Source organism: Micromonospora peucetia (genome assembly GCF_900091625.1).
Taxonomy (GTDB): domain Bacteria; phylum Actinomycetota; class Actinomycetes; order Mycobacteriales; family Micromonosporaceae; genus Micromonospora; species Micromonospora peucetia.
Genome location: NZ_FMIC01000002.1, coordinates 893,871 through 906,845 on the forward strand (window position 1 = coordinate 893,871; position 12,975 = coordinate 906,845).

Sequence of the window (12,975 nt, forward strand, 5' to 3'; positions counted from 1 at the left end):
CGCGACGGGCGCCGCCACCGGAGGGTGGCGGCGTCCGTTCGCCGTCCCTGCCTCAGGTCGCTACAGGCGCCAGGGCAGCGGATCGGGCGAGAGATAGCGGCAGGTGCCGCCGGTGGAGACGGTGTCGCGCAGGTGGGCGGCGAGCGCCGGGTGGCGCTGGTCGAGCTTGCGCAACACGTCCCGGATGCGCGCGGTCACCGTCTTGCGGGCCCGCTCGGCCTCGTCACCGAGGCGGCGGCTGCGGCCGGCCAGCCCGGCGGCGGCGCGCAACTCGGCGAGCAGGGCGCCGCGCTCGGCGTCGAGGCCGGCCATCCTCCGCTCGTCGCCGCGCTCGGCGGCCCGGTCGATCTCGTCGTCGAGCCGCTCCAGGTGCCGCCGGTAGCGGGCCTTCGCCTCGTCGTCGAGGACCGGATCGCCGCCCATCCGGCGGGCCGCGACGAGTTCCGGCCCGGCGGCCGGGTCGAGCAACTCGACCGCCGGGACGTCGACGCCCGGCCGGCTCAGCAGCACGTGCAGGTCGCGCAGGCCCTTCGCGTCGGGCAGATGCGCCACCACGCCGGCGTAGGCGACCTGCCAGACCGGCCCGTCACGGCGGAATTCGTACGCCTGCGCAGGCCGCTGCCCCACGACGGGCCCGTCGGCGACCGCCTGCGAAGTGTGCGGACTGGCGGCGACCGGCGGCGAGGCGTGCGGGCCGGCGGTGACGGACCGCGCTGGAGCCGGACCGGGGGTCGTGGCGACGGCCCGGGGTCGGTCGGCGGGCGGCGCGTCGGCCGCTGTCGGTGACACGCCGGTCAGGCGACGGGTCACCTGGCGCATGCCGAGGTCGGCGGCGTCGCGCGTGGTGGTGGCGCGCAGCGCGGCGGCGGCCGTCGCGTCACCGGGGCGGTCCCGCCCGGTCAACGCGTCGACCAGCGCGGCTCGGGCCAGGACCGACCACGGGCGGGCGCCCAGCAGGTCGGCGGAGTCTCGGGCGGCGGAGAACCTGGCCACCGCGTCGTCCCAGCGTTCCTGCGCGGCGTCGACGAGGGCCAGCCAGTAGTCGACGGGGCCGCTGAGGTCGCAGCCGAACAGCGCGGACATCCACTGCCCGCGGTGCGGTCGCAGCGCCTCCCGGGCCTCGGCGCAGCGCCGGGGGTCGCGGCTCGCGGCAGCGACCTCGGCGCGCAGCCGCAGCCACAGCGGCGACACCGATCCCGCGTACGTCGTGCCGGCAGCCTCGATGTCGGTGGTCAGCCGGACGGCCGCCTCGACGTCGCCGCGCTCGACCGCGGTGATGCCCCGGACCAGCTCCGGGTAGGGATATCCGGTCGGGCTCAGCCCGTCGAGCAGGGCGTCGGCCTCGTCGAACCGGCCCTGCAACTCCAGCCGGGACCAGCGCGTGTGGTGGCCCATGAAGACGAAGTCGGAGCGGTCCCACTCGCTGAGGGCGGTCAGCTCGCCGAACAGTTCGTCGGCCCTGGCGAAGTCGCCACGGAACGCCGCGACGATGGCGTCGTCCATGGTGGCGGCGGACCGGTGCCGGGCGTCGCCCTGGCCGGCCCAGGTGACGAAGGTGGTCAGCTCGTCGCGGTAGCGGGGGTCGCCCAACTCCAGCAGCGCGACCCAGCGCAGCGCGGTCGCCCACATCCCGGTCTCCCGGTCACCGCCGCGACGTGCCACCTCCCGGATCTCGGCCGTGATCGCGGCCCGGTCGCGGGCCGAACCGAGCCCCCAGGTGGTGTCGTGGCGAGCCCACAGGCTGAAGGTGAGCGCCTCGTCGTCGTGGCCGCGCCGGGCGAGGGACTCGGTGGCGGCGATCAGGTCGGTGACCAGCGTGCTGACCGGGACGACGCCCGCCGCCTCGCCGGTCAACCGCTGGTACGCCTCCCGCAGCACGCCCTCCGGATCGACGACGCGCCCGGGGCCGTCCTCGTGGCGGCGGTGGACGACGAGGGCGACATGGGCCAGCACCACCGGATCGTCGACCGCCACGGCCAGCGCGGCGGCCTCGGCGAGCAGCCGCCGGGCCTCGGTGCCCGCGCCCACGTGGTGCAGCAGTTGACCCAGCTCGATCATGATCTTCACGCGCTGGGCCGGGTCGACGGCGACCTCCAGCGCCCGGCGGTAGTGGCCGACCGACTCGTCCACGGCCAGCCGGCCGCCCGCGTCCCGGGCTGCGGCGACCAGCAGGTCGGCGGCGTGCGACGGGTCGAGGTGGGCGCCCGCGAGATGGGCGTGCCGGGCCAGGTCGGCGGGGATCAGTCGCTCGGTGAGCGCCGGCGAACCGTCGACGGCCCGGACGACCGCGGCGTGCCGGAAGCGCCGGTCGTCGTCGGGCAGCGCGTCGTAGAGGGTCTCCCGGACGAGGTCGTGGACGAAGGCGAACCGGCCGCCGCCGCGGGACACCACGAGCCGGGCGGTCACCGCCCGGTCGAGGAGCCGGTCTGCCTGCGCCGCCGGCGTGCCCGCGCAGGCGGCGAGAACCGGGCGGTGGAACTCCCGGCCCAGCACGGCGGCGGCGGTGAGCGCCTCGACGACCGGCACCGGCAACTGGGCGAGGCGACGGCGCACCGCCTCCCGTACGCCCGGGGGGATCGTGCCGACCCGGCCGTCGGCACGCCAGATCCGGGCGGTCTGCTCCACGAAGAACGGGTTGCCACCGGTGCGCCGGTGCACCTCGTCGACGAGACCGGCGTCGGGTGCCCGGCCGGCAGTGCGGGCCATCAGCGCCGCCACCTCGTCGCGGGACAGCCCGGTGAGGGTGAGCGTGGTCGCCTTCGCCACCAACGGCATCAGCAGCCGGCGCAGCGGGTGGTCGGGAGACTCGACCTCGGCGTCACGGTAGGTGCCGATCAGCAGCAGCCGCTCGAACCAGGTGTGCTGGGCGACGAACCGCAGCAGCCGCATCGAGGCGGGATCGGCCCAGTGCAGGTCGTCGAGCACCACCACGACCGGTCGGCGCTGGGACACCGCGACCAACGCGGTGGTCACCGCGTCGTGGAGCGCGAACTCCTCCTGGTCCGCGCGGTCGTCGCCGGTCGCTTCACCGAGCAGGGTCGCGAGGGCCGGCTCGGCGGTCTCCCGGGCCAGCGCCCAGTCGGCGGCCGACCGGCGCAGGCCGCGCAACACCTGGACCCACGGCCAGTAGCCGGGCGCGCTGTCGGAATCCCAGCAGGCGGCGCCGAGCACCAGCGCACCCCGTTGGCGGGCCTCGCCGGCCGCCGCCGTGACCAGGGTCGTCTTGCCGATGCCGGGCTCCCCGGCGACCAGGATCAGGCCGCCGTGGCTGGCGGTCGCCCGGTCCACCTCGGCGCGCAGCAGACCCGCGGGATGCTCCCGCCCGATGACGTCCTCGTCGTACCGCGGATCCATGACGCCCAGACGGTAGCGGAACGGTGGGACATCGCACCGATGGCGCCCGCCGGTGGCGAGCGCCGTCGGCGCTGTCGAGGTGAATCGGTTACGACATCAGGCGGCGGTACGACCCGGGCGTCAGCGGGCGTCGGTGACCACGTGGGAGCAGGCGGCGCAGGCGGCGCGACCCTGCTCGGCGTACCACCGGCAGGTCCGCCGGATCGCGCAGCGCGGCAGGTCGTCCTCCGCCGGACCGGCGACCTCCTGGAAGGAGGCTGCCATCCGTTCGCCGAGGCCACAGTGTGCGCCGGTCCAGAAGCCGCACTTCGCGGTGACACACGGACCGGCGAGCCGGTACCGGGACTCGACCGGGGTGTCCGCGCCGGCCTGGGCGAGGGCGACCTCGGCCGGGAGCGCCGGCGTGACGTAGGCGACCCGCCCCGCCGGAGTGATCATGCCGAGGAACACCGTGGCGTTGGCCGCGGGGGTGCTCGGGCACATCCGCTCCGGCGGGGCCGGCTGGTGGGCGGCGTCCGTCACCGCTGCATCCAGAAGCCGATGTCGTTGATCTTCTGACCGAGTTCCTCGGCGAACGGGCCGTCGATGACCCACAGGCCGTACCACTCCGGGCGGAGCTTGATGTTGGCGTGCCCGACGGAGAGCGGGTTGGTCAGTTTGCTGCCGGCGACGGAGAGGGCGTTGAGGCCCGCCTTCTGTATCTCGCTCGCAATCAGGCTCTGCTGTGCGGCGGTCAACTCGACGCCGTCGACGACGAAACGGAATTCACTGCGTGCCATGTCCTACCTCCGATGGTCAGTACGATTCGGTCCGCAGTCCTCGCCGCAGACTCGCCCTGGTGAACGCCGCCCAGCCGGAGCGGGAGGCGGGGTCGGCCGCGTGCCCGGCCCGGCTCACGTGCTCCCCCCAGTCCGTCGTGTCGGCGGCGCGTAGCCCCCACAGCTCGCGGCAGGCGGTGACCGCGAACGCGACCTGATCCGCCGAGCCGCTCCAGCCGGCGGGGCCGTCGGCCACCCGCAGCGCGCCGCCTGCCTCGACGCGGACCGACGGGAAGTGGTGGTGCAGGCTGGCGAGGGTGGCCAGGTGGGCGGCGTCCGACCGCCCGGCGGCGAAGGCGTCCCGCGTCTCGTCGTCGCGGGTGACCCGGATCGTGTGCAGCGTGAACGCGTCGCCGTCGGCGGCGACCCGGCCGTCGATCTCCACAGGGGTGCTCCAGACCCGGGGCGAGTTGGCCGACCAGAAGGCCAGCCAGGCGTCGAGGCGTTCGTGAAAGTCGGCCTGGAAGTGGGCCGTACCGCCGACGAGGCGAGCGGTGGCGATCCGGTCCCGGGCGACGAGACGCCGGGCCGGTCGAGCCGAGGGCGTTCCCCCGACGGGTGGTGCGGCCTGTGCGGCGGTGGCTGGTGCGGCGGTCGCCCCGGCCACGGTGACCGCCGAGGCCGCCGCGGCGCCGAGCAGGATCCGGCGCCGGGACAGTGAGGTATGGGAATTGTTCATGGTCCGCCTTTCATGGACGGCCTGTGCCACGACACGCTATCGATCGAGGTAGATCAGGAGGGGCGTCGTTCTATCGGTAGGCCGACATCAATTCCGGTGATCGACGGCGGCGGAATTTCGGCGATTGTGCTGTCGGCCACCTTCTTGCCGACGCCCGGTCGAATGTCCGCTTCCTCGCGCTGTCGAGCTGCCCCGGCGGTGAGACCACCGCCGCACGTGAGCCGCTGCCGCGAGATGCCGCCGCGCGAGGCGACGCCGGGCGCGAGGCGACACACGACGCGACTGGCGCGGGCGCCCAGGGTCGGCCGGTGACCCCTCCCCGGTCGGGGCGGCACCACCGGCCGGCGCGGGTGACTACGCCGTCGCGCAGATGGCGTACGCCGTGTTGCTCCAGTTACCGGCGAACGCGTCCTCCTCGTACGCGCCAGAGGTGGCGGAGGTCGGCGCGGCGGCCGGGCCACCGTTGGGGCGGAAGTCGTCGACGGCGGCCTCGCCGGTGACGCCGTTCAGCTCGTAGCCGGCTCCGGTCAGCACCTTCCCGACCGGGCAGGTCGCCGTGACGCTGCGGAAGTCGTTCGAGTTGCTGGCGCTCACCGCGGAGTTGCGGACCAGACCGGCGAGGGAGTTGGCGCAGATCGCGTACGCCGTCGCGGACCAGTTGCCGGCGAACGCCTCCGCCTCGTACGCGCCCACGAGGACCGAGGTCGGCGCGGCTGCCACGCCACCGTTCGGCCGGAAGTCGTCGACGACGCCCTCGCCGGTGACGCCGTTGAGCTCGTAGCCCGTCCCGGTCAGCACCTTGCCCACCGGGCAGGTCGCCGTGACGCTGCGGAAGTCGTTCGAGTTGCTGACGCTGGCCGCCGAGACCCGCACCAGACCCGCAACCGGGTTGGCGCAGATCGCGAACGCGGTGACGGACCAGTTGCCGGCGAACGCCTCCGCCTCGTACGCCCCGACGGTCACGGCGGTCGGCGCGGTGGCCGGGCCGCCGTTGGGCCGGAAGTCGTCGACGACGCCCTCGCCGGTGACGCCGTTGAGCTCGTAGCCCGTCCCGGTCAGCACCTTGCCCACCGGGCAGGTCGCCGTGACGCTGCGGAAGTCGTTCGAGTTGCTGGCGCTCGTCGCGGCGATCCGGACGAGGCCGGGGACGGCGGCCGACGCGGGAGCGGCGGGGACGACCACTCCGGCCGCCACGGCGACGCCGAGGATGAGGGTGAACGCGCGAGGTCGGAGGCGGCGGGCTGCTGCCTGAGCTGACATGGGGCTCTCCTGTTCTGCTGCCTCGGCGATGACCTCCCGCGGGTGTCGGGTGTGACCGGTACGAGGCATTGCGGTTGACATCCGCACGCTACGTAGTCACGTGACCAGGGATTATCTCCAAAACGACTACGTCAAGTAGTCGACTGATCTGGTCCGGGGCGGGACGCTCGACCTGGGCGAGAGAGTGTCAGCCGGTCGCCGCACATGCCCGCCGGCTCCGCCGACCCGCCGGTGGGGTCGCCGTGGGCGTGCGGGGCACGAGCGGCGGACCCGCCGGCCGGGTGGGCCGGCGGGCCGCTGGTCGGGCTACGACGATCGGTAACGTCGTGATCAGAACAGGAATTGTGGAGCGCTGAGAACGATCGGGACCGTCAGACGGTGTAGAGGATCTTCACGCCGCTGAGGCTCATGGCCGAGACGGCCGTGCCGCGTACGCCGGAGTTGAGGTTCCGCCAGCCGGTGCTGCTGCCCGCCTCGTGGACCATGCCCCCGGCCACGGAGTAGATGATCTTCACACCGTTGAGGTTGATCGCCGCCAACGCGCTCGCGCTGACCCCGGAGATGCCGGTGTTCAGGTTCCGCCAACCGGTGTTGCTCGCCGCCTCGTGGACCGAGCCTCCGACCACCGTGTAGACGATCTTCACACCGTTGAGGTTGATCGCCGCCAACGCGCTCGCGCTCACCCCGGAGATGCCGGAGTTGAGGTTGCGCCAACCGTTGTTGCTGGCCGCCTCGTGGACCATGCCCCCGGCCACCGTGTAGACGTGCTTGACGCCGTCGAGGTTGATCGCCGCGAGCGCGTTGCCACTCACCCCGGAGATGCCGGTGTTCAGGTTGCGCCAACCGTTGTTGCTGGCCGCCTCGTGGACCATGCCCCCGACCACCGTGTAGACGTACTTGACGCCGTCGACGTTGATCACGGCGAGGGCGTTGTTGCTGACCCCCGAAATACCGGTCCACAGGTTGCGCCAGCCAGTGTCGCTGGACGCCTCGTACACCCGGCCGTCGTTGACCGTGTAGAGCAGCTTGTTCGTGCCCATGACCATCGACGCGGTGGCCGAGCCGGTGATGCTGTTGACCGGCAGCATCTGCCAGCCGTTGTGGCTGCCGGACTCGTACACCTGGCGGTTGTTGTTGACCTGCCCGCAGTTCTGGCTGGTCAGGTTCCGGGCCGACGAGGTGGGGCCGGCGACGTACAGCGGCCCGGTGTTCGGGCTGCCGTCGGAGGTGATGCCGGAGGGCACACCGTTGAAGTACGACTCGGTCTTGACGCCGTCACGCGTCTGCTCGTAGTGCAGGTGCGGGCCGGTCGAGTTGCCGGTGCTGCCGACCCGGCCGAGCTGCTGCCCGGTCGAGACCCACTGCCCGGCCCGGACCGCCGGAGACTCGATCATGTGCAGGTAGAAGGTCTTCCAGCCGCCGCCGTGGTCGATCACCACATACCAGCCGCCGCTGTTGCCCCAGCCGGCGAACGTGACAGTGCCGCCGTAGGAGGCGAGGATCGCCCGCCCATTGCTGCCGCCGGCGTAGGTCATGTCGATGTCGTAGTCTTCGTGCCCGTAGTAGGTGGCCAGCCGCCAGGTCTCGCCGCAGGGAACCGGCATCTGGAAGTGCGGCCGAGGGCCGGCGGCCTGGGCCGGCGCGGCCACGACAGCGACGGTGGCCAGCACGGCGAGCAGTACGGCACCGACGCTGGCGAGCGCCAGGCGGGCCGAGGTGCGAAGGCGGGCGAACAGACCCGTCATAGGGGGTTCCCTCCGGAGCCGGAATTTGATGTTGATGGATGCTAGATCAGCCATCGACATCCGGCGAGGGCCCCGGCGGGCGCGGGGTGGTTTCTAGGGGTCGGCAGGCGCGGGACAGCTTTCCAGGGGTCGGGGCGCGGGTCGGTTTCCAGGGGTCGGCGAGCGGCGGGTCAGCCGGCCGACGTCGCGCCCGCGAGCAGGGCGAGGATCGTCTGGTGCGCCTCCCAGCCGTCCGGAAACTTGACCGGCACGTCCAGATGCACGGTCTCCGTCGACGGATGGGCGTCCAGCAGCTCGCCGATCCCGGCGCGCGCCACCACGATGCAGGCCTGCCGGTGCCGCGACGTCAGCACGCAGAGCCGCCCCGACTCCAGGTGGAACGCGGTCGCGTCCCGCCGCCCCGACAGCGGGTGCAGCACGATCGTCACGTCGTACTCCCGGCCCTGGAGCCGATTGGCGGTGTCGACGGTGATCCCGGCCCCCGCCGGACCCAGGTGCGCGCGGATGGCCGCGACCTGGTCGCGGTGCGCCGCCCCGACGGCGATCCGGTCGGCGGTGACCGGCGCACCCTGCGGCGCGTGCTCGGAGACGGCGACCGCCCCCCGCGCCAACACCCGCAACGCCAGCGCCGCGCAGGCCGAGGCGGCCTCGGCATCGGTACGCAGGGTCTGCCGCGCCGGCAGCTCGTAGAGCGCCCACCCGCCGGCCGCCGCCAGGTCCACCGCCCGGTCCAGGGCATCCCCCACCCCGGGCTCGCCCAGCCACAGCGCCCGGTCAGTCGGACCGGTGCCGGCCCGGAACCCGGTGAACGGGTAGAACGCCGCCGCCACCACCGGCGCCGCCGAGGCGGGCAGCCGCCACGACACGGGGAGCCGGTGCACCGGCAACTCCGGGTTGTGCCGCAGCAGCACCGCCACCGCCGACTGCATCGGATCCCAGGTCAGGCCCGTCCAGCGCCCCGTCTCGACCGTGGAGAACGGGTCGAGCTGACCGGGATCGCCGACGAACAACGCCCGCTCGAACCGCCCGGCCACCCGCAGCAGGGCATCCGAGCGCATCTGGTACGCCTCGTCGACGATCGCCCACGGCCAGGAACCCTCGGCGACCATGGCCCACTTCGCGGCCGTACCGATGATGACGGCTGGACCGCCGAGGTCGGTGACCTTCGCGGCGACCCTGACCGTCTCGTGGTCCCTGACCCGCTCGGACGGCCGGTAGTCGGCGGCGGAGAGCCGGCCGATGCGCAGCTCGGGGGCCTTGCGCGCCAGCCGGTCGATGAGGTCGTCGACCTGCTCGTTGGTCTGCGCGATGATGATCAGCGGCTCACCGGCGGCAGCCAACTCGACGGCGGCACGCACCACCAGGGTCGACTTGCCGGCACCCGGCGGCGAGTCGACCACCACACCGCGATGGTCGCCTGAGCGCAGGTCGGCCAGCACGGCGGTGATGACCCGCTCGGCCTCGATCGCCGGCGGCACCTCCAGCCCGGAACGCATCGACTCCACCTTCCCCCGAGGTCTACGGGACATTACGCCCTGGCCAGGCCGCGCAGGAAGGCCAGCCCCTCGACGTGGGCGAGTTGGTCGCCGGCCATCCGGACGGCGCCGCGTCGAGCCCTCTCACCGTCGGCGTCGATGAGACCGTCGACTGTAGAGGGTCAGGAGTCTCGGGCGCGGCATCGGGCGTGCCGGGCCGCACGGGAATGCCGAAACCGGGCTACTGCCTGCGGGAACGGCACTAACGTGAACGTGAGGGGGAGGCGGGGGCGCCTCTGTCCGGTAACCGGCCATGTCGATCATGGGGGTGTCCGTGCGCGGGCCGAAACGTGGTCCGGTCTGGGCGGCCCAGCTGTGGCTACGCCAGCGCCGGCGCCGGTGGCGCACCCGACGGGAACGCCGGACGGAGCGGGACCGCCGCCGACGGTCCGACGAGCGGGCCAGCAACCGGGTGAGGTGGCGGTACCGCCGCTGGCTGCGGTGGACGATCGTCGCCACCGCCTGGACGTTCCTCGGCTGGACCCTTCTCTCCCTGATCCTGACGGTCCTCGGCACCGAGCCCCGGCTCCTGCCGATGGCGAAGTGGTGCGCGGGAGACCAGCCGAGGGCGTACTACTGCGGGCAGGTGGAGGGCTTCGTCAAGCCCCTGATGGTCGCGGCGTTGGGCCTCGCGTTCTTCTACTTCTGGCGGTACATCCCCGTCCGCCGCTGGTACCGGCGCAACGTGATGCGCAACAGCCGGATGGTGCTGCCCAGCGCCGAACGGGGCCTCGACCCGAGTGACGTCGTCGGCCGCGACGAGCTGTGCGAGCTGCTGATCCAGCGGCTCCGGGACCGGGCGACCCGGCGCCCGCTGCTGCTGGTGGGCGGTATCGGCACCGGCAAGACGGCCACCCTGGCACGCCTCGCGGAGATGCTGATGGCCGCCGACGTCGTACCGGTCGGAGTCGACCTGCGGTCGGTCACCGACCCGGAGAAGCTGAACTTCCGCCAGCTCGCCCTCGAACAGTTCGAACGCACCATCGACACCCGGCTGCGTGCCGCGGGCGAGGCCGACCGGATCTGGCGGAGGCTCTGGCTGGAGAACCGCCTCGTGGTGCTCGCCGACGGGCTGGAGGAGAGCCTCGCCGACGCCGCCCAACCCGCCGACCGGGACAGCGTGCTGCGCGATGCCATCCGGGTCGCGGTCCGCGAGCGCCTCCCCCTGGTGGTCGCCTCGCGGCCCGACGATCCGCTGCGTGGGCTGGACGCGCTGCTGCTACAACTGGAGCCGCTCGCCCAGGGCCCCGCCCTCGAATACGTGCGGGCCCGCAGCCGCCGCTCGGACGCGGGCCACCGGTGGGACCGCATCAACGAACTGGTCAAGGCCGCCGACGTCGCGGACTCGCCGTTCTACCTGCGGGTCATCGGGCAGCTCTACGAGGTCGACCGGCTGGACCGCGTCGAGCCGGTGGGCCCGGGCAGGGCCGCGCTGCGGTGGTGCTTGCTGGAGGAGTGGTGCGACGCCACCGTCGCCGGCGACCTGTACGAGGACTACGGTCTGCCGCAGGTCGAACGGTCCGACGCGATCGAGGTGCTCTCCGCCCTCGCCTGCATCGGACTGCGCGACAACCGGCTGTCGGTGCGGACGACGGAACTCACCGGCGGTGACGACACCATCGACGCCGGCCGGCGGTGGATCCTGACCGAGCTGCGCAACCGGCTGCACAAGCTCGACGCCGGCAACGCGCAGGACGTCGGGCTGGCCGAGACCACCGGGGACGCGCTGAACATCGTGGTGAAGCGGCAGGACGGGGTGCGCTTCCAGCACGGGGTGATCCAGGCGTACCTCGGCGCACGCTTCCTCACCGCCGCCATGCGCGACCCCGGCTTCCTCGATCGTGCCTTCGCCCACCACCACGGCCCCGGGCGGGAACTGCTGGCCGCCCTCACCCTGCACACCCGCAGCGCGGGCGCGTTCGAGCAACTGGACGGGCGACGGCAGCCGACCGTCCGGCCCGGAAACCTGCCTCGCCTCGGCGACGCCGTCCGGCAGAAGATGGGACTGCCTGCGGGAGGCCGGGACGCGAAGGCCACCCGGAACCGGTCGGTCGATCTCCTACGGCGGCTCTGCGACGAGGCGACGCGCACCCGCAACCGCACCCGGGCGCTGGAGATGTTCGCGGCCGCGCTGGAGATGGACGCCGCCACCGGGCACACCTCGCACCGGCGACTGGCCGACGCCATCCGCAGCGCCTGGTGCCACTACCAGGGCGACGGCTCAGTCACCGACCGCCCGCTCGAAGACGCCAAGATCGCCCTCGTGCACCGGTACGGCGACGCCGCCCGGCAGCTCGTGGACCGGCCACCCGATCCCACCGGGCTCCGGTCGCAGCGGCCCACCCCGCAGTACGACCAGCTGTTGCTGATGATGGCCGACGAGGGGTCCTACCTTCCCCGGCTGGCCGCGGCCCGCGAGATCGCCGCCGGCGGCAACGCGGCCGTCCGCGCGCTGCGCGACCGGCTCTTCGAACCGCCGAAGGCGGACGAGTCACCGGGACAGGAGCGCCTCGACGAGATACGGACCTGGATGACGCCGTCGCTGTTCCTCTACGCCGACGACGAGCACGCCCCCGGCGAACCGAACTGGCGGCACGAGGCCCACCAGGCCCTGCAACGCTGGGTGCACCGCCTGGCCAACGACGCCACCGACGGGGCACGCGTCTACGAGCTCACGCTCGCCCAGGGGTTCCGCCTCGCGGCGAACTGCCGGGTCTACCCGGCGCACCGCAGCCTGCTGATCGAGGAGGCCGAGAAGGCGCTGCGGGACTCCCGGTTCTGGTACTCCCACCTGGTGCTCATCCAGGCGCTGACCCTGCTGGCCCTGCCCCGCGATCCCGGCGAGACGCTGCGCGAGCGGGGCCATGGATCGGACCCGCGCGGGCTGGTCGACTTCTGGGCCTCGATCGCCGGCGGCGGTGACCGCGCCCCGTACCACCACAGCGGCACCGACCACCCGCTCGTCCGCAAGGTCGCGGACCTGTGCGTCGAGTCGCTCGTCGACCGGCACCCCGAGCGACACTGCTGGATCGACGAGCGGGAGATCGTCGGGCGGGTGGGGACGGTCAGCCCACAGCCCGGCATCCGCCGGCTCCAGGACTCCTGGCTGCCGGCCTCGCACGGCTGGGCCGTCCTGGAACCACGGGCCCAACGGCTGCTGGCCGACGTGATGCTGCTGCTCAACCTCGCCGACCGGGGCCGGAACAGCACCGAGCGGGCCAGCCGGCTCACCCGGGCCAGCCGGCCCGAGCTGCCTCCGTGCCTCACCATCGACCGCACCGCCATGCGAGTCACTCTCGGCCGCCGCCAGGCCCACGACGTCCAGCCGGGCTCCACCTGCATCGACGACTGCCCGTTCCGGCTGTGTCCGCTGCCGCCGAAGGGCGACGAGCTGCCCTACCAGATGGAGGAGGTCTTCTGCGCCCACCAGATCGACCTGGTCGGGCACTGGTTCCGTCCGGGCGCGCGGGCGGACTGGCAGGCGGTGAACCGGAAGGACCTGCGCACGTTCTGGCGCGAGATGTCCGAACGGATGGCCCCCGCCTGGCGCAAGTGAGCACTTGTCCGGCCGGCAGCCAGACTTC

8 protein-coding genes are annotated in these 12,975 nt (G+C 73.2%); 1 reads left to right on the forward strand and 7 read right to left on the reverse strand.

The genetic code is table 11. The features are described from left to right. Positions 1-60: 60 nt before the first annotated feature. The 7 genes from GA0070608_RS04275 to GA0070608_RS04305 form a co-directional block, all read right to left on the reverse strand. Positions 61-3,354, reverse strand: coding sequence for an AAA family ATPase (locus GA0070608_RS04275; protein WP_091622007.1), 3,294 nt, complete (start codon positions 3,352-3,354; stop codon positions 61-63). A gap of 120 nt (positions 3,355-3,474) precedes the next feature. Next, a complete protein-coding gene (locus GA0070608_RS04280) occupies positions 3,475-3,876 on the reverse strand; it encodes a hypothetical protein (RefSeq protein ID WP_091622010.1) in 402 nt (133 codons plus the stop codon). Continuing rightward, positions 3,873-4,133 (reverse strand): hypothetical protein, encoded by a 261-nt coding sequence (locus GA0070608_RS04285; RefSeq protein ID WP_091622015.1) that lies wholly within the window; start codon positions 4,131-4,133, stop codon positions 3,873-3,875. Before GA0070608_RS04285 ends, GA0070608_RS04280 begins: the two co-directional genes overlap by 4 nt. A 16-nt stretch (positions 4,134-4,149) precedes the next feature. Next, entirely contained in the window at positions 4,150-4,851 is a 702-nt protein-coding gene (locus tag GA0070608_RS04290; protein WP_091622018.1) for a hypothetical protein, read from the reverse strand. A gap of 354 nt (positions 4,852-5,205) precedes the next feature. Beyond that, entirely contained in the window at positions 5,206-6,111 is a 906-nt protein-coding gene (locus tag GA0070608_RS04295; protein WP_091622021.1) for a hypothetical protein, read from the reverse strand. Between the two features lie 371 nt (positions 6,112-6,482). Beyond that, positions 6,483-7,856 (reverse strand): M23 family metallopeptidase, encoded by a 1,374-nt coding sequence (locus GA0070608_RS32980; RefSeq protein ID WP_091622024.1) that lies wholly within the window; start codon positions 7,854-7,856, stop codon positions 6,483-6,485. Positions 7,857-8,026: 170 nt separating this feature from the next. Continuing rightward, positions 8,027-9,352 (reverse strand): AAA family ATPase, encoded by a 1,326-nt coding sequence (locus GA0070608_RS04305; protein ID WP_091622027.1) that lies wholly within the window; start codon positions 9,350-9,352, stop codon positions 8,027-8,029. A gap of 313 nt (positions 9,353-9,665) precedes the next feature. On the opposite strand from GA0070608_RS04305, the gene GA0070608_RS04310 reads away from it, so the two are divergent. Beyond that, positions 9,666-12,947 (forward strand): NACHT domain-containing protein, encoded by a 3,282-nt coding sequence (locus GA0070608_RS04310; protein WP_141719403.1) that lies wholly within the window; start codon positions 9,666-9,668, stop codon positions 12,945-12,947. The last annotated feature ends 28 nt before the right edge of the window (positions 12,948-12,975 follow it).